At 74.5% G+C, this 19,497-nt stretch carries 3 protein-coding genes; all 3 read right to left on the bottom strand.

Going from position 1 to position 19,497, the window contains the following annotated elements; genetic code table 11:
- From QBL21_RS17865 to QBL21_RS17855, 3 genes are read right to left on the bottom strand one after another with little or no spacing between them, the layout of a single operon-like run.
- Complete coding sequence (locus tag QBL21_RS17865) at positions 1-1,263, bottom strand: MFS transporter (protein WP_407563201.1); 1,263 nt, start codon at positions 1,261-1,263, stop codon at positions 1-3.
- The gene (locus tag QBL21_RS17860) at positions 1,260-1,679 is read right to left on the bottom strand and encodes a nuclear transport factor 2 family protein (protein ID WP_407563200.1); all 420 of its coding nucleotides are present in this window, start codon (positions 1,677-1,679) and stop codon (positions 1,260-1,262) included. The genes QBL21_RS17865 and QBL21_RS17860 overlap by 4 nt, the downstream gene beginning before the upstream one ends.
- Positions 1,672-19,485, bottom strand: coding sequence for an SDR family NAD(P)-dependent oxidoreductase (locus QBL21_RS17855; RefSeq protein ID WP_407563199.1), 17,814 nt, complete (start codon positions 19,483-19,485; stop codon positions 1,672-1,674). Before QBL21_RS17855 ends, QBL21_RS17860 begins: the two co-directional genes overlap by 8 nt.
- Between the last annotated feature and the right edge of the window lie 12 nt (positions 19,486-19,497).

Here is a 19,497-nt window from a genome sequence, read left to right as displayed (position 1 = left end):
TCAGGACACCGACCGGATGCGCAGCACCAGCGCGCTGCCGCCGAGCGTCAGCACCGCCGACACCGCGAACAGCGCCGGATAGCCCGCCAGCCACACCACGGGACCGGCGAGCGCCGGGGCGAGGAGGTTGGGCGCCGTGTTCGCCACGTTGACCAGGCCCATGTCCTTCGCCCTGTCCGAGGCGGACGGCAGCACCTCCGTCAGCAGCGCCGAGTGCACCGCCAGGTACACGCCGAACCCCGCGCCCAGCACGGCCGCCGCCGCCACCACCGCAGGCCACGTCGGCGCGACGGCCATCACCACCGACGAGACCGCCAGCACCGCGCCGGAACCCAGCACGAACACCTTGCGGCGCCCCAGCCGGTCCGACCAGTAGCCGCCCAGCACGACCGTCACCAGCAGGAACAGCGCGGTGACCGCGGTGAGCTGGAGGACCGCCTCGTCGGCGTCCGCCACCTTCACCTCGTCCTCCAGGTAGTACAGCAGGTACAGCGAGGCCGACGCGCCGCTGAGCTGGGTGACGAACCGGCTCGCCCACGCCCACCCGAAGTCCGGGTGCTTGCGCGGGTCCAGCCACATGCCCCGCCACACCGTCCGCATCTGCGGCCGCGCCGTCTCCGGCAGCGGATCGTCGGACGTCAGCAGCACGAACGGCAGCGCAAGCCCGACGACCGCGACCCCCAGGGCCACGTACCCCGGGCGGCCGGGCACGATCGCCGACGCCACCGCGGCACCCAGCACCGCGCCGAGCACCTGCGGCAGGTTCGTCCAGCCGGAGACCAGCCCGCGCTGCGCGACCGGCACCCGGTCCGGAATGGCGGCCGTCAGCGACGCGAGCATCATGTTCAGGCCGACCTGCACGAACACCCAGGCCACGATGACGCCGGCGAGCGTGTCCTGCGGCGCCAGCGCCGCCAGGGACACCGCGGCCAGCAGCGCCCCCGTCACCGTCCACGGCCGCCGCCGGCCCAGCCTGCTCGTCGTACGGTCCGACAGCGCCCCGCACAGCGGCGTGGCCACCAGCGCCGCCAGCGCACCCGCGGCCGTCACCCAGCCCAGCAGGGCCTTCTTGTTGTCCGGCGAGATGCTTTCGAGCTGGTCAGGCAGCAGCACCTGGAGCGGCGCCATGAACGCCATCCAGACGCCCAGGTTGGCCAGCACCAGCAGGAACGTCCACTTCCTGCCGACCGCCTCCGTCGGCTCCGCCAGCGCCGCCGGCGTCGTGACCGCCGGCGGCTCCGGATCTCTGACGGGCGCGCTCACCGTACGCCCTGGGCGGCCGGCGCCGCGGGTACGACCGTCGCGTCCGAGCGCCCCCAGAACATGCGCATCTCGCGGATCAGCCCGTCGGCCCCCACCCGCAGCATCGCCACGAAGTTCACCGACAGCCGGCTCCCCGCGGGCAGCCGCGCGTCGTCCAGCTCGGCGCGGCACGGCAGCAGCACGTGCTCGCCGCCCAGCGCCGCCACCGGCTCCCCGGGCGTCTCCCGTACGTGGTTGGCCACCGCCTGCGCCAGATGCGTACGCACCGCGGGCCGCCCCGTCAGCGCACCGCTGCCGACCGGGTCCTCATACCTGACGTCCGCCGCGAAGAGCGCAAGCGCACCGTCGACGTCCCCGTCGTTGAGGAGGCGGCAGTACTCCAGCGCCACCCGCTTGCGTGCTGCCTCATCAGGCATTCGAGTTCCTTCCCAGATCCTTGTCGATAAAGGCGAAGAGTTCGTCGCTGGACGCCGTCTGGAGCCGGTCGGACACCCCGTCCTCCCGCTCCCGGTCGGCACCGAGGCGCGCCAGCACCGCCGTGAGCCGCTGCGCGACGCGGTCGCGTACGGCGTCGTCCTGGCCGACCGCGGACAACGCCGCGTCCAGCCGGTCCAGTTCGGCCAGCGGATCGACGGGCGCGGACTGCGCGGCGGCCGGGCCGCCGGCGGCGAACAGCTCCTCGTGCAGCAGCTCGGCGACGGCCGCCGGCGACGGGTGGTCGAAGACGAGCGTGGCGGGCAGCCGCAGCCCGGTGGCCGCGTTGAGCCGGTTGCGCAGCTCGACGGCGGTCAGCGAGTCGAACCCGAGATCCTTGAACGCCTTCTCCGGCGGCGCCGAGGACGCCGACGCATGGCCCAGCACCGCCGCCACATGCGCGGAGACCAGCTCCACCAGCGCCGCACCGCGCTCCGCGGGCTCCAGCGCCGCCAGCCGGGCCACCAGCTCCGCGACCCCGCCGCGCCCGCCGGCACCCGCGGCCCGCCGCGCCGGACGCACCAGCGCCCGCAGCAGCGGCGGCGCGCTCTCCGCGTCGAGCTGCCCGGTCGACACACCGGCGGGCAGCAGCACCGCGGGACCGCCGGGGGACACGGCCGCGTCGAACAGCGCCATGCCCTGCTCGGTGGTCAGCGGCACCAGCCCCGACCGCCGCAGCTTGCCCACGTCCGCCTGGTCGAGGTGCCCGGTCATGCCGGACTGCTCGGCCCAGTAGCCCCAGGCGAGGCTGACGGTGGGCAGGCCGCGGCGGGTGCGGTGGGTGGCGAGGGTGTCGAGGAAGGTGTTGGCGGTGGCGTAGTTGGCCTGGCCCGGCGCGCCGAGGGTGGCGGCGGCGGAGGAGTAGAGGACGAAGGCGTCCAGCTCCAGGTTCTCCGTCAGCTCGTGGAGGTGCCAGGCCGCGTCGACCTTCGGCCGGAGGGTGGTGGTGAGGTGGTCGGGGGTGAGGTTGGGGAGGGTGGCGTCGGCGAGTGCGCCGGCGGTGTGGATGACGGCGCTCAGGGGGTGGTCGGCGGGGATGGTGTCGAGGAGCGCGGAGAGCTGGCCGCGGTCCGCCGTGTCGCAGGCGGCGATACGTACCTCGGCGCCCAGCGCGGTCAACTCGTCGCGGAGTCCGGTGGCTCCGGTGGCGTCGGGCCCGCTCCGGCTGGTGAGCAGCAGATGGCGTACGCCGTGCGCGGTGACCAGATGGCGCGCGGTGTGGGCGCCCAGCGTGCCCGTACCGCCGGAGATGAGGACCGTGCCCTCGGGGTTGCAGGTGAGCGCGTTGCCGGCCGGGGGAGCGTGCCGGGCGAGCCGGGGCGCGAGCGCCTGGCCGCTGCGCAGGGCGAGTTGGGGCTCGTCCAGCGTGAGTGCGGCCGGCAGGGCGGCTTCGCTGTCGGGGTGCCCGTCGGTGTCGACCAGGGTGAGGCGGCCCGGGTTCTCGCTCTGGGCGCTGCGGATCAGGCCCCAGAGGGGCGCGTGGACGAGGTCGGTGGCGTCCTCGTCGGGGGTGGCGGCGACGGCCCGTTGGGTGACGACGACCAGGTGCCGATCCGCGTTCGCCTCGTCCGCCAGCCACTGCTGTACGTGTCCGAGGGCCTGGGCGGCGGCGCTGTGGACGCGCTCGGGGAGAGCGAGCGCGGTGTCGTCGGTGAGGTGGGCGTGGGTGCGCTCGGCGAGCGCGCCGGTCGGCGGGGCGGTGAGCAGCGCCGCCCAGTCGGGCGCGGGCGCGGTGCCCTGGGCCGAGGGAAGAGGGGACCAGGTCATGGCGAACAACCGGTTCCGGGTGGCGGCGCCCGCGGCCGGAAGCTGCGAGAGATCCACCGGCCGCAGTGTCAGCGCGTCGATCCGGGCCACCGCATCGCCCTGCGGGTCGCTCAGTTCCACGGCCACGGTCGAAGGACCGGCCTGGGTCACCCGGGCCCGTACGGACGTGGCCTCGGTGGCGTACAACTCGACACCGGACCACGCGAAGGGCAGTTGGACGCCGGAGCCGTCGGAGGAGCCGAGGGCGAGGGCGTGCAGGGTGGCGTCGAGCAGGGCCGGGTGGAGCCCGTAGCCTGCGGACTCGGCGTCGGCGTCGAGGCTGACCTCGGCGTACACGTCGTCGCCCCGGCGCCAGGCCGCGGTCAGGCCCTGGAAGGCGGGGCCGTAGTGGTAGCCGCCGGCGGCGAGGTCGTCGTAGAGGGTGTCCGTGGCCAGCGGCTCGGCCCCCTCCGGCGGCCAGACGGCCATCCCGGTGTCCACGGGGGCGGCCGACCGCTCCGAGAGCACGCCGGTGGCGTGCAGCGTCCACTCCGAGCCGTCCTCGTCGAGGGCCTGCCGCGAGTGGATGGTCACCGTCGACTGGCCCCCGTCGTCCCCCTCCACGGAGACGTGCAGGTGCACCGTGCCCTTCTCGGGGAGCACGAGGGGGGCCTGGAGGGTGAGTTCGGCCAGGTGGGGGCGGCCGGTGTGGTCACCGGCGTGCAGCGCCAGCTCCACGAACGCGGTGCCGGGAAGCAGCACGGCGTCTCCCACGGCGTGGTCGGCGAGCCACGGGTGCGTGGCCAGGGACAGCGTGCCGGTGAGGGTCGTGGCCCCGGTGCCGGGGTGCTCGATGGTCGCGCCGAGGAGCGCGTGGGCGGTGCCCTGGAGACCGAGGCTGGCGGGGTCGCCGGAATCGGTGAGGGGGGCGTTGAGCCAGTAGTGCTCGTGCTGGAAGGGGTAGGTGGGGAGGTCGGTGAAGGGGGTGGCGGGCTGGTGCCAGTCGACGGGCGCACCGTGGGTGTGGAGGTGGGCGAGGGCGAGGCGGAGTTGGGTGGGGGAGTGTTCGTGGCGGCGCAGGGTGCCGGTGACCGTCAGGGCGGTCTCCGTACCCGTGTCGGCGATCGCGGTGGTGAGGGTGGGGTGGGGGCTGGTTTCGACGTAGGTGGTGTGGCCGCTGTCGATGAGCTGGGTGAGGGTGTCGTGGAAGCGGACGGTCTCACGCAGGTTGGTGTACCAGTACTCGGCGGTCAGTCCGGTGGTGTCGAATTCCTCGCCGGTGACGGTGGAGTAGAACGGGACCGATGCCTTGCCCGGCTCCAGGCCGTCGAGCGTGGTCAGGAGGGTCTCGCGCAGGCTGGTGACGTGGGGGCCGTGTGAGGCGTAGTTGACGGGCAGCAGCCGGTTGCGTACGCCTGTCTCTTCGCACTGTGCGAGGTATGCGGTGACGGCGTCGGTGTCGCCGGAGATCACGGTGGCGGTGGGGCTGTTGACCACGGCGACGGACAGCTTGCCGTCCCATGCGGCGATTTCCTCGGCCACCTGGGTGTGCGGCAGGGCAACGGACGCCATGGCGCCCTGGCCGGACAGCGCCCGGATGGCCTGGCTGCGCAGGCACACGACCTTCGCCGCGTCCTGAAGGCTCAACGCTCCGGCGACGTGCGCCGCGGCGATCTCGCCTTGCGAGTGGCCGATGACCGCGTCCGGCTGGATCCCGTGGTGCTGCCACAGCCGGGCGAGACTCACCATCACGGCGAACAGTGCGGGCTGGACGACGTCCACCCGCTCCAGCAACGCGCCCTCGGGATCGGCCAGTACGTCCCTCAGCGACCAGTCGTCCGCGTAGACGGAAAGGACGGTCTCGCACTCCGCGATGGCTTCCGCGAAGACCGGCTCGGTCTCGATCAGATCGGCGGCCATCCCGGCCCACTGCGCACCCTGGCCCGGGAAGACGAACACCGTCTTCCCACCCGGCTGCGCACTGCCGCTGACCACCCGCGCGGAGGGCTGGCCCTCCGCGAACGCGGCGAGAGCGTCGAGCAGTTCGCCGCGCTCGGCGCCGACGACCACCGCCCGGTGGTTGAGCGTGGATCGGGTGGTGACCAGGCCGTGCGCGGTCTGGGCCGGGGTGATCCCGGGGTGCTCGCTCAGGTGGGTGTGGAGCCGTGCGGCCTGGTCGGCCAACGCCTGCGGCGTGTGGCCGGAGAGGGGCCACGCCACCACCCCGCCCGGCTCGACGGTCGTGGGTGCGGTCTCGGACTCCGGCGCCTGTTCGATGATGACGTGCGCGTTCGTCCCGCTCATCCCGAACGACGACACACCCGCACGCCGCGGACGCTCCTCGTCCACCGTCCACGGTCGTTGCTCGGTGAGCAACTGCACCGCGCCCGCCGTCCAGTCGATGTGGGACGACGGTGCGTCCACGTGCAACGTCTGCGGCAGCACGCCTTCGCGCATGGCCATCACCATCTTGATGACTCCGCCCACGCCGGCGGCGGCCTGGGTGTGCCCGATGTTCGATTTCAGCGACCCGAGCCACAGCGGGGAGTCCTCGGTCCGGTCCTGGCCGTACGTGGCCAGCAGCGCCTGTGCCTCGATCGGGTCGCCCAGGGTCGTACCCGTGCCGTGCCCTTCGACCGCGTCCACGTCCGAAGTCGCCAAACCGGCATTCGCTAGCGCCTGCCGGATGACCCGCTGCTGGGAAGGGCCGTTCGGCGCCGTGAGGCCGTTGGAAGCGCCGTCCTGGTTGACCGCCGAACCGCGTACGACCGCCAGTACCTTGTGGCCGTTCCGGCGCGCGTCCGACAGCCGCTCGACGAGCAGCAGACCCACGCCCTCCGACCAGCCGGTCCCGTCCGCGCCGTCCGCGAAGGGCTTGCAGCACCCGTCCGGGGCCAGTCCGCGCTGGCGGCTGAAGACCACGAAGGCGTTGGGCGTGGCCATGATCGTCACACCGCCCGCCAGGGCGAGGTCGCACTCGCCCTGGCGCAGCGACTGCGCCGCCATGTGCAGCGCCACGAGCGACGACGAGCACGCCGTGTCCACCGTCACCGCGGGGCCTTCAAGTCCCAGGGTGTACGCGATCCGGCCCGACGCGATGCTCGCGAGGCTGCCCGTGCCGAGGTAGCCCTCCAGCTCTTCGGAGATGCTCGGCAGCCGGGAGAAGTAGTCCTGTGACGTCAGACCGGTGAACACGCCCGTCTGGCTGCCGTGGAGCGACTGCGGGTCGATGCCCGCGCGCTCGAACGTCTCCCACGCCGTCTCCAGCAGCAGCCGCTGCTGCGGGTCCGTGGCCAGCGCCTCGCGCGGGCTGATCCGGAAGAGGTCGGCGTCGAACCGCGCCGCGTCGTGCAGGAACCCGCCCCGGTGCGTCGTGGACGTACCGGCGTGGTCGGGGTCGGGGTCGAGCAGGCTGTCGAGGTCCCAGCCCCGGTCGTCGGGGAACGGGCCGATCCCGGTCCTGCCCTCCGCCAGCAGCCGCCACAGGTCCTCGGGCGAGGCGACGTCGCCGGGGAAGCGGCAGGCCATGCCGACGATCGCGATCGGCTCGTCGTCCGCCCGGGAGGCGGCCGTGGTCCTGGCCGGCGGGGCGTCGGCCGCGGCGTCGGCGCCGAGGAGCCGGCCGAGGAGGAACTTCGTGAGCGCCCGCGGGCTGGGGTGGTCGAAGACGACGGTCGTCGGCAGTTGCACGCCCGTCGCGGCGCCGAGGCGGTTGCGCAGCTCGACGGCGGTCAGGGAGTCGAAGCCGAGATCCTTGAACGCGCGGTCGGCGTCCACGTCGCCGGTGCGGCCCAGGACCGCCGCCACGTGCTGGCCGACCAGCGTGAGCACGCGCTCCTGGCGTGCCGCGGGGGACAGGTCGGCGAGCGTACGGGCCAGCCCCGCCGCCGCGCCGGGGCCGGCCGCGGCGGCGACCCGCTTTGCGGGGCGTACCAGACCGCGCATCATCGGCGGGACGCCGCCCGCGGCCAGCCGCGACGGGTCGAGGTCGATCGGCAGCAGCGCGGGCGCGCCGCCGGCCAGGGCCGAGGCGAAGAGCTGGAGGCCGGTCTCGGTCCGCAGCGGCCGGACGCCGCCGCGGGCCAGGCGGTCGGTGTCCGCCTGGCTCATGTGCCCCGTCATGCCGCTGGCCTCCGCCCAGTAGCCCCAGCCCAGCGAGAGGGCGTGCTGCCCGCGGTGGTGCCGGTGCAGGGCGAGCGCGTCGAGGAAGGCGTTGGCCAGCGCGTAGTTGGCCTGGCCGGGGGCGCCGAGGCCGGCGGCGGCAGAGGAGAAGAGGACGAAGGTGTCCACGCCGTGCCGGGCGGTCAGCTCGTGCAGGTTCCACGCCGCGTCGACCTTCGGGCGGCGGACACGCGCCAGGTGCTCGGGCGTGAGCTGCTCGGTCGTGGCGTCGTCGAGCACGCCGGCGGCATGGACGACACCGGTGAGCGGGTGGTCGTCGCTCACGGTGTCGAGCAGGGCGGCGAGTTGGTCGCGGTCGGCGGCGTCGCAGGCGGAGATCTGGACGGTGGCGCCGAGCGCGGTGAGTTCTTCGTGGAGGCTGCGGGCGCCCGGGGCGTCGGGTCCGCTGCGGCTGGTGAGGAGGAGGTTGCGTACGCCGTGGGCGGTGACGAGGTGGCGGGCGACGTGGGCGCCGAGGACTCCGGTGCCGCCGGTGACCAGGACGGTGCCGTCCGCGTCGATCGGCGCCGGGATCGTCAGCACGACCTTGCCGACGTGCTTCGCCTGGCTCAGGAACCGGATCGCCTGCTGCGCGTCGTGGATGTCCCACGCGGTGACGGGCAGCGGTGCCAGCGCGCCCCGGGCGAACAGCTCGCCCAGCTCCCGGAGCATCTCCTGAATGCGGTCGGGTCCGGCGTCACCGAGGTCGAAGACCTGGTACGTCCGGCCGGGGTGGTCCTCCGCGACCGTCTCCGCGTCCCGGATGTCGGTCTTGCCGATCTCCACGAACCTGCCGCCGTCGCCGAGCAGCCGCAGCGAGGCGTCGGTGAACTCCCCGGCCAGGGAGTTCAGTACGACGTCCACGCCGGTGCCGTCGGTCGCCGTGCGGAACTGCTCCTCGAAGTCCAGCGACCGCGACGAGGCGATGCGGGCCTGCGGCAGCCCGTACTCCCGCAGCACGTGCTGCTTGGGTGCGCTCGCCGTGGCGTAGACCTCCAGCCCCCAGTGCTCGGCGAGGTGGAGGGTGGCCATGCCCACGCCGCCGGTCGCCGCATGCAGCAGCAGTCGCTCGCCCTCCTGCACCCCGGCCAGATCCGACAGGCCGTAATAGGCGGTGAGATAGACGATCGGGACCGTCGCCGCCTCGGCGAAGGTCCAGCCGTCGGGGATGCGCGTGACCAGCCGGGCGTCTGTCATGGTGATCGGCCCCGTACCGGACAGCAGCCCCATCACGCGGTCGCCGACCGCGACATGGGTGACGTCCGGCGCCACCTCCAGCACGACACCCGCGCCCTCGCCGCCGAGCGAACGCACGTCGGCCACCATGCCGAGCGCCACGACGACGTCGCGGAAGTTCAGCCCCGCCGCGCGCAGCGCGATGCGGACCTGGCCGGGCTCCAGCGGGGCCGCTGCCTCGGGGAAGTCCACCAGCCGGACGTCCTCCACCGTCCCGCCGCCGGTCACGCCCAGCCGCCACGCCAGCGCGTCCGCGGGCGGCGCCAGGCGCTCCGGAGCCGGGTGGCGGGCCAGCCGCGGCGCGTGGAGCACCCCGTCGCGCAGCGCCAACTGGGGCTCGTCCAGCGCGAGCGCGGCGGCCACCTCCTCCGGGGTGGGCGCACGGTCGGCGTCCAGGAGCGTGATGCGGTCCGGGTGTTCGGTCTGGACGCTGCGGACCAGGCCCCACAGCGGGGCGTGCACCAGATCGGCCGGGTGCTCCCCGGCGCGGGCCGCGACGGCACCGCATGTCAGGACCACCAGACGGGAGTCCGCGGCGTCCTCGTCGGCCAGCCAGCCCTGGAGGGCCGCCAACGCCCGCTCGCCCGCGGCCTGTACGCGCTCGGGCAGCGTGCGCCCGCCGCCGTCTTCGGCGTCTTCGAGCCGGGCGAGGACGTCGGCGTCCGGCGCGGCCTCGGCGCCGGCGAGGAGGAACGTGTGCGGCCGCTCCTGCGGCGCCTCCGGCGCCGCGAGCTGCGTCCAGACCACGCTGTACATGCGGTTGTCGGAGTCCGGCGCGGCGGTGGGGAGCTGCGCCGGGTCGACCGGGCGGAGGGTGAGCGCCCGGACGCGGGCGACGGGCTGCCCCGTCGCGTCGGCGAGGTGCAGGGTGACGGTGCGGGGGTCGGAGCGCTCGATGCGTACGCGCGCCGCCGTGGCCCCGGTCGCGTACAGGCTGACGCCCGCCCAGGAGAAGGGCAGGGCCACCTCCGCGTTCTCCTCGCCGCCCTCGGTGTCCGCGCCCAGGGTGTGCAGGGCGGCGTCGAGCAGGGCGGGGTGGATGCCGTACCCGGTCACGTCGGTCGCCGGGTCGAGGCCGACCTCGGCGTACAGGTCGTCGCCGCGGCGCCAGGCGGCGGTCAGGCCGCGGAACGCGGGGCCGTAGCCGTAGCCGCGCTCGGCCAGGTCGTCGTACAGGGTGTCGACGGGCAGCGCGGTGGCGTCCGCCGGGGGCCAGGTGCCGAGATCCTCGCCCGCCGAGTCGGCCTCCTCGTCGGCGAGCACGCCGACGGCATGGGTCACCCACGGCTCGTCGTCGGCCTGCCGCGTGTGTACGGAGACGGGGCTGCGGCCCTGGTCGTCCTCCGGGCCGACGGTCACCTGGAGCTGGAGCGTCGCGTCCTGGGGGATGACGAGGGGGGTTTGGAGGGTCAGCTCGGCCAGGTGGGGGTGGGCGGTCCGGTCGCCGGCGTGGAGCGCGAGGTCGACGAGCGCGGTGCCGGGGAGCAGCACCGTGCCGGCGACGGCGTGGTCCGCGAGCCAGGGGTGGCTGCGCAGCGAGACCTGTCCCGTGAAGCTGAACGTGCCCGAGTTGTCGGCGTGCTGGAGGGACGCGGGCAGGAGGGGGTGGTCGGTGTGCTGGAGGCCGAGCGAGGCCGGGTCGCCGCCGGTGGTGCGGACGTCGAGCCAGTAGGTCTGGTGCTGGAAGGGGTAGGTGGGCAGGTCGGCGGGGGCGGTGGGGGTGAGGCGCCAGTCGACGGCCGTGCCGTGGGCGTGCAGGTGACCGAGGGCCAGGCGGAACTGGGTGGGGGAGTGCTCGTGCCGCCGGAGGGAGCCGGTCGCGGTCACGGGCGTCTCGGTGCCGGAGTCGGTGATGGCGGTCGTCAGCGTGGGGTGCGGGCTGGTCTCGACGTACGTCGTGTGGCCGCTGTCGATGAGCTGGGTGAGGGTGTCGTGGAAGCGGACGGTCTCACGCAGGTTGGTGTACCAGTACTCGGCGGTCAGTCCGGTGGTGTCGATCTCCTCGCCGGTGACGGTGGAGTAGAACGGGATCGCGGCGGCCTGGGGCTCCAGGCCGTCGAGCGTGGTGAGCAGGGTGTCGCGGAGTGCGGTGACGTGGGGGCCGTGTGAGGCGTAGTCGACGGGCAGCAGCCGGTTGCGTACGCCTGACTTCTCGCACTGGGCCAGGTACGCGTTCACCGCGTCGGTGTCGCCGGAGATCACGGTGGCGGTCGGGCTGTTGACCACCGCGACCGACAGCTTCCCGTCCCACGCGGCGATCGCGTCCGCCACCTGGGTGTGCGGCAGCGCGATCGACGCCATGGCGCCCTGGCCGGAGAGCGCCCGGATGGCCTGGCTACGCAGGCACACGACCTTCGCCGCGTCCTGAAGGCTCAACGCTCCGGCGACGTGCGCCGCGGCGATCTCGCCCTGCGAGTGGCCGACGACCGCGTCCGGGCGCACCCCGTGGTGCTGCCACAGCCGGGCCAGGCTGACCATGACCGCGAACAGCGCGGGCTGGACGACGTCGACCCGCTCCAGCAACGCCCCTTCGGGGTCGGCGAGTACGTCACGGAGTGACCAGTCTTCCGCGTAGACGGACAGCGCAGCCTCGCAGTCTGCGATCGCCTGCGCGAAGACCGGCTCCGCCTCGATCAGGTCCGCGGCCATCCCGGCCCACTGGGCGCCCTGACCCGGGAAGACGAACACCGTCCTGCCCTCGGATCGCACGCCACCGGTCACGACCCGCGCGGACGGCTCGCCCGCCGCGATCGCGGCCAGCCCCTCCAGCAGTTCGTCCCGCGCGCCGCCCACGACCACCGCGCGGTCGCCCAGGGCGGATCGCGTGGTGACCAGGCTGTGGGCGACCTCGGCCGGGGTGACCTCGGGGCGTTCGGTGAGGTAGTCGTGCAGTCGCCTGGCCTGGTCGGCCAGCGCCTGCGGCGTGTGCCCGGAGACCGGCCACGCCAGCACCCCGTCCTGCTCGACCGCGGCCGGGACCGTCTCGGGCTCCGGGGCCTGCTCGATGATGACGTGCGCGTTCGTGCCGCTCATCCCGAACGAGGAGACACCGGCGCGGCGGGGCCGCGCGTCCGCCACGTCCCACGGCCGCTGCTCGGTGAGCAACTGCACCGCGCCCGCCGTCCAGTCGATGTGCGACGACGGCTCGTCCACGTAGAGCGTCTGCGGCAGCACGCCCTCCCGCATCGCCATGACCATCTTGATGACGCCGCCGACGCCCGCCGCGGCCTGCGTGTGCCCGAGGTTCGACTTCAGCGACCCGAGCCAGAGCGGCGCGTCTTCCGACCTGTCCTGCCCGTACGTCGCGAGCAACGCCTGCGCCTCGATCGGGTCGCCGAGGGTCGTACCGGTGCCGTGAGCCTCGACCGCGTCCACGTCCGAAGTCGACAAACCGGCATTCGCCAGCGCCTGCCGGATGACCCGCTGCTGCGAGGGCCCGTTCGGTGCCGTCAGCCCGTTGGACGCACCGTCCTGGTTCACCGCCGACCCGCGGACCACCGCCAGGATGCGGCGCCCGTTGCGTACGGCGTCCGACAGCCGCTCCACGAGCAGCAGCCCGACACCCTCCGACCAGCCCGTCCCGTCCGCGCCCGCCGCGAACGGCTTGCAGCGCCCGTCCGGCGCCAGCCCGCCCTGGCGGCTGAACTCGGTGAAGCAGCCCGGCGTGGCCATCACCGTCACGCCGCCCGCCAGCGCGAGCGTCGACTCGCCGCTCCGCAGCGACTGGCACGCCAGGTGCAGCGTCACCAGCGACGACGAGCACGCCGTGTCCACGGTCACCGCCGGCCCCTCAAGCCCGAAGGTGTACGAGACGCGGCCGGAGGCGATGCTCAGCGCGCTGCCGATGCCGACCTGGCCCTCGAAGCCCTCCGGGGTCTCGGTCAGCCGGGACAGGTAGTCCTGCGAGATGACGCCCGCGAAGACGCCGGTGGCCGTGTTGCGCAGCGTGGACGGGTCGATGCCGGCCCGCTCGAACGCCTCCCATGCCGTCTCCAGCAGCAGCCGGTGCTGCGGGTCGGTGGCCAGCGCCTCGCGCGGGCTGATCCGGAACAGCTCGGCGTCGAACTCGGCCGCGTCGTACAGGAATCCGCCCTGCGACGTCGCGGACGTCCCCAGGCGCTCCGGGTCCGGGTCCATGAGCCGGTCGAGGTCCCAGCTCCGGTCCTCGGGGAAGGCGCCGATGCCGTCGCGGCCCTCGCTCACCAGCCGCCACAGGTCCTCCGGCGACGCGACGCCGCCGGGGAAGCGGCACGCCATGCCGATGATCGCGATCGGCTCGTCCTCGTCGGCGCGCGTGCCGACGGCGGGGGAGAGCGCCGCCTGCGGCAGCGCACCGAGCAACTCGTCCAGTACGAAGCGCGCCAGCAGGGCCGGCGTCGGGTGGTCGAAGACCAGCGTCGTCGGCAGTTGCAGGCCGGTCGCCGCGGTGAGCCGGTTGCGCATCTCGACGGCCGTCAGTGAGTCGAAGCCCAGCTCGCGGAAGCTGCGGTCGGCGCCCACCGCCGTGGCGTCGCCGAGCACCAGCACGGTCGCCACATGGCCGCGGACCAGGTCCAGGACGTGCCGCTCCCGGTTCTCGGGGGGCAGCGCCGACAGCTCTTCGGCCAGCGACGACCCCCGGCCGCCGGTGCGGGCGGCGCCCCGGCTCGCGGCCGTGGCGGCGGCCCGGCGCGGCTGGACCAGGGCGCGGAGCAGCGGCGGTGCGGTGGCGGGGTCGAGCACGCGGGTGTCCAGCCCGGTCGGCAGCAGGAACGGCCGGCTGCCGGACAGGCCCGCGTCGAGCAGCGCGAGGCCGTGCTCCGTGGTGAGGGGGACGACGCCCGCGCGGCTGACCCGCGCGACATCGGCGTCGTCCAGGTGCCCGGTCATGCCGCTGGCCTCGGCCCACAGACCCCACCCGAGGGACGTGGCGGGCAGGCCGCGGCGGTGGCGTAGCGCCGCGAGGGCGTCGAGGAAGGTGTTGGCGGTGGCGTAGTTGGCCTGGCCCGGCGCGCCGAAGGTGGCGGCGGCGGAGGAGAACAGGACGAAGGCGTCCAGCTCCAGGTGCTCGGTCAGCTCGTGCAGGTTCCACGCCGCGTCGACCTTGGGGCGAAGCACGGTGGCGAGCTGTTCGGGGGTGAGGCGGTCCACGGTGGCGTCGTCGAGGACGCCCGCGGTGTGGACGACGGCGCGGAGCGGGTGGTCGTCGCCGACGGTGCCGAGCAGGGCGGCGAGTTGGTCGCGGTCCGCGGCGTCGCACGCGGCGATGCGTACGTCGGCGCCGAGTGCGGTGAGTTCTTCGTGGAGGCTGCGGGCACTCGGGGCGTCGGGGCCGGATCGGCTGGTGAGCAGCAGGCTGCGTACGCCGTGCGTGGTGACGAGGTGGCGGGCGACGTGGGCGCCGAGGACGCCGGTGCCGCCGGTGACCAGGACGGTGCCGTTCGGGTCGATCGGCGCCGGGATCGTGAGCACGACCTTGCCGATGTGCCTCGCCTGGCTCAGGTGACGCAGCGCCTCGGGCGCCCGCCGGATGTCCCAGGAGGTGACGGGCAGCGGCCGCAGCACGCCGCTCTCGAACAGCTCCCGCAGCTCCTGAAGCATCTCCTGGATGCGCTCGGGACCGGCGTCACCGAGGTCGAACGCCTGGTACGTCGTGCCGGGGTACTCCTCCGCGACCGCCTCGGCGTCCCGGATGTCGGTCTTGCCGATCTCCACGAACCTGCCGCCGTCGCCCAGCAGCCGCAGCGAGGCGTCCGCGAACTCCCCGGCAAGGGAGTTCAGTACGACGTCCACACCGGCGCCGTCGGTCGCCGTGCGGAACTGCTCCTCGAAGTCCAGCGTCCGCGACGACGCGATACGGGCGTCCTCGACCCCGTACTCCCGCAGCACGTGCTGCTTGCCGGAGCTGGCGGTGGACAGGACCTCCACGCCCCAGTGCCGCGCGAGCTGGAGCGTCGCCATGCCGACGCCACCGGCACCGGCGTGCACGAGCAGCCGCTCGCCCGGCTCGACGGCCGCCAGGTCCACGAGCCCGTAGTAGGCGGTGAGGAAGACGATCGGCACGGTGGCCGCCTCCGCGAAGGACCAGCCCTCCGGGATACGGGCCAGCAGCCGCGCGTCCGTGACGGTCACCGGGCCGGTGGTGGTGAACAGGCCCATCACCCGGTCGCCGGCCGCGAGATGGGTGACGTCGGGCGCCACCTCCACGACGACACCGGCGCCCTCGCCGCCCACGGCGCGCACGTCGGCCACCATGCCGAGCGTCACGACGACGTCGCGGAAGTTCAGCCCGCCGGCCCGTACCGCGACCCGTACCTCGCCGGGCCGCAGGTCCGCGCCCGCCTCCGGCGACGGGACGAGCGCGACGTCGTCCAGGGAGCCCTGGCCGGTCACGCCCAGGCACCAGTGGTCCTCGCCGGGCGGGGGCGTCAGCACGTCGTCGGCCGACGACCGGCCCAGGCGGGCGGCGAGGGCACGGCCCTCGCGTACCGCGGTCTGCGGCTCGCCGCAGGCCAGGACCGCGCCGAGCGCCGCGGCGGAGCGCGCGTCGGCGTCCACGTCGACCAGCAGGAAGCGGTCCGGGTGCTCCGACTGCGCGGAGCGCAGCAGCCCCCACGCGGCGGCGGCCACCAGGTCGGTCACCGGGTCACCGGGCTCGGCGGCCACGGCCGCCGACGTCACGACGGCGAGCCGGGTGCCGGCCAGCCGCTCCTCCGCGAGCCAGCGCTGCACGAACTCCAGCAGCCCGGTGTTCGACTCCCGCACCCGCGCGGGCAGGGCGGACCCGCCGGGGTCGGCCACCGGCAGCAGCACCGCCGCCGGGATGTCGCCCTCGGCGAGCAGCGCGTCGAGATCCGCGACGACCCGGCCACCCGCGGCACCGGGGAAGCCGTCGCCGGTGAGCGGGGTGAGGACGACGTGCCCGGGGGCGGTGTCCGTCTCCGGGAGGGTGAGCGGGGCCCAGTCCAGCGTGAACAGGCTGTCGTGGTGCGGATCCGCGGCAGCGGCCTGCTTGAGCTGCGCGGCGTCCACCTGCCGCAGCGTCAGCGCACCGACCCGGCCCACCGGGCCGCCCGCCGGGTCGGCCAGGGTGATCTGCGCCGAGGTCGGCGTCACCCGGCGTACGTGGACGCGAAGGAAGTCGGCGCCGGTGGCGTGGAGTTCGACGTCGCTCCAGGAGAACGGGAGCTGCGTACCGTCCTCGCCGCCCGGGGCCAGGCCCAGCGCGTGCAGCGCGGCGTCCAGGAGCGCCGGGTGGATGCCGTAGCCGCCCGGCTCCGTGCCGGTGTCCGCGGCGAGGGCGACCTCCGCGTACACGTCGCCGTCCGCGGCGCGCCAGGCGGCGGACAGGCCGCGGAAGGCGGGCCCGTAGTGGTAGCCGTGCTCCGCCAGCTCGTCGTACAGCGAACCCACCGGCAGCGAGTCGGCACCGGCCGGCGGCCAGGCGGCGAGATCGACGGACGGCTCGCCCTCCGGGTCGCGGGCGGGCGTCGCGGTGAGGAAACCCGTGGCGTGCGGGGTCCAGACGTCGCCGTCCTCGGTGCGCGAGTGGACGGTGACGGGCCGCTGCCCGCTGCCGTCCGCGTCGGCGCCCGCGGTCACCTGGAGGTGGACGGTGCCGCTCTCGGCGAGCACCAGCGGGGTCTGGAGGGTGAGTTCGGCCAGGTGGGGGTGGCCGGTGTGCTCGCCCGCGTGCAGCGCGAGGTCGACGAAGGCGGTGCCGGGAAGGAGCACGGTGCCGTTGACCGCGTGGTCGGCCAGCCAGGGGTGCGTACGAAGGCTCAGGCTGCCGGTGAACGTGACCGCGCCGCCGCCGTCCGCCAGCTCCATCGCCGCGCCGAGCAGCGCGTGCTCCGTACGCCGCAGCCCGAGGTGCCCCGGGTCGCCGGCCCAGGCGGGGGCGCTGAGCCAGTAGGTCCGGTGCTGGAACGCGTACGTCGGGAGGTCGACGGCGCCGGAGGTGCCGGGCCAGGCGAGGGGGGTGTGCGCGGTGTGGACCGTGGCGAGCGCCGTCGTCAGCGCCTCCACCTGCCCCCGCTTGCGCTGCTGCGCGGCCACGGCGGTGGCCGGGGCGGTGAGGGTGTCGGTGGTGAGGGTTGCCAGGGTGGTGTCGGGGCCGAGTTCGAGGTACGTGCCGGTGCCGGCTTGCTCCAGGTGGGCGGTCACGGCGGCGTACTCGACGGTCTGGCGCAGTTGCTCGGCCCAGTAGTCGGGCGAGGCGGCCTGGTCGGCCGTGAGGGGCTGTCCGGTGCGGTTGGAGATCACCGGCAGGGCCGGTGCCTGGGCGGGGGTGCCGGCGACGGCCGCGCGGAACTCCTCCAGGATCGGGTTCATGTGCGCGGAGTGGAACGCATGGCTGACCCGCAGGCGGCGGGCGGTCACGCCGGCCTCGGCACACCGCTCGGCGACGGCGTCGACCGCCTGGGAGTCCCCGGAAACGACCGTGGAGACCGGCGAGTTGTGCGCGGCGACCGACACGCCCTCGATGCCCTGGAGCAGACCTGCGGCAGTGTCGCGGTCGGTGGCCATGGACAGCATGGCGCCGCCGGTGGGCAGGCCGCCCATGAGCCGTCCGCGGGTGGCGACGAGGCGGGCGGCGTCGGCGAGGGTCCATACCCCGGCGATGTGGGCAGCCGTCAACTCCCCGATGGAGTGACCGGCGAGGAAGTCGGGTCGGATCCCGAAGGACTCCGCGAGCCGGTACAGGGCGACCTCGTACGCGAAGAGGGCGGGCTGCGTATAGGTGGTGTCGTTGAGCAGCTCGGCCTCGGGGGTGTCGGCCTCGGCGAACAGCAGGGGCTTGAGCGGCTGCGGCAGGTGCCCGTCCAGCGCCGCGCAGGCCGCGTCCAGCGCTTCGGCGAACACCGGGTACGTTCCGTACAACTCCGCGCCCATGCCCGCGCGCTGCGCGCCCTGGCCGGTGAACAGCACAGCCAGCTTGCCGCCGCCCACCGTGCCCACGACGGCGCCCTGCCCCGGCATCTCCTCGGCCACGGCGGCGAGCCCGGCGAGCAGCTCCTCGCGATCGGCGCCGAAGACCACGCCCCGGTGCGCGAGCGCCGCCCGCGTCCGCAGCAGCGCGGAGCCCACGGCGCGCGCGTCGGTGTCCGGGTTCTCCGCCAGCCAGGTGCGCAGCTTCCCCGCCTGCGCGGCCAGCGCCTCCGGCGTGTGCCCCGACAGCGCCCACACCACCGGGCCCGGGGCCGCCTCGGCCGCCGGCTCCTCAGGCTCCGCCGCGGCCGGCGGGCCCTCGATCACCACGTGCGCGTTCGTGCCGCTCATGCCGAACGACGAGACCGCGGCGCGCAGCGGCCGCTCGGCGTGCGCCCACGCCCGCTGCTCCGTCAGCAGCCGGACCGTACCGGAGGACCAGTCGATGTGCGGCGACGGCTCGTCCACGTGCAGCGTGCGCGGCAGCACGCCCTCGTGCATCGCCATGACCATCTTGATGATGCCCGCGACGCCCGCCGCGGCCTGGGTGTGCCCCAGGTTCGACTTGACCGAGCCCAGCCACAGGGGCGCGTCGTCCGGGCGCCCCTCGCCGTACGTCGCCAGCAGCGCCTGCGCCTCGATCGGGTCGCCCAGCGTCGTGCCCGTGCCGTGCGCCTCGACGACGTCCACGTCGGCGGCGGTCAGCCCCGCGTTGGCCAGCGCCTGGCGGATGACCCGCTGCTGCGACGGGCCGTTCGGCGCCGTCAGGCCGTTGGACGCGCCGTCCTGGTTGACGGCGGAGCCGCGCAGGACGGCGAGGACCGGGTGCCCGTTGCGCTGCGCGTCCGACAGCCGCTCCACCAGCAGCAGCCCGACGCCCTCGGACCACCCGGTGCCGTCCGCCGCCGCGGCGAACGGCTTGCAGCGCCCGTCGGGCGCCAGCCCGCGCTGCCGACTGAACTCCACGAACGTACCCGGCGTGGCCATCACCGTCACACCACCGGCCAGCGCGAGCGTGCACTCGCCCTGCCGCAGCGCGTGCGCGGCCAGGTGCAGCGAGACGAGCGAGGAGGAGCAGGCCGTGTCCACGGTGACCGCGGGACCCTCCAGGCCGAAGCTGTACGCCACCCGGCCGGAGGCGATGCTGCCCGCGCTGCCGTTGCCCACCTGCCCCTCGAAGCCGGCCGGCACCTGGTGCATGAGCCGCGACGAGTAGTCGTTGTACATCACGCCGGTGAAGACACCGGTCCTGCTGCCCTGCACCGACTGCGGGTCGATGCCCGCACGTTCGAACGCCTCCCAGGCAGTCTCCAGCAGCAGCCGCTGCTGCGGATCGGTGGCCAGCGCCTCGCGCGGACTCATGTGGAACAGCTCGGCGTCGAACTCGGCGGCCTCGTGCAGGAACCCGCCCTCCCGCACGTAAGACGTGGCCGGGTGGTCCGGGTCCGGGTGGTACAGCGACTCCACGTCCCAGTCGCGGCCGGAGGGGAATTCCCCGACCGCGTCCCGGCCTTCGTGCACCAGCCGCCACAGGTCCTCCGGTGAGCGGATGTCGCCCGGGTAGCGGCAGGCCATGCCGACGATGGCGATCGGCTCGTGCTCCTGGGACTCGGCGTCGTGAAGCCGCTGCCGGGTCTGGTGCAACTCGGCAATGACGCGTGCCAGGTAATCCCGCAGCTTGTCTTCGTCCGCCATCTGTCCTGCTCC

The organism is Streptomyces sp. 184, assembly GCF_045781775.1.
Classification (GTDB): Bacteria; Actinomycetota; Actinomycetes; order Streptomycetales; family Streptomycetaceae; genus Streptomyces.
The sequence above is the reverse complement of the archived record's forward strand: the minus strand, read 5'-3'. Positions and strand labels throughout refer to the sequence as shown.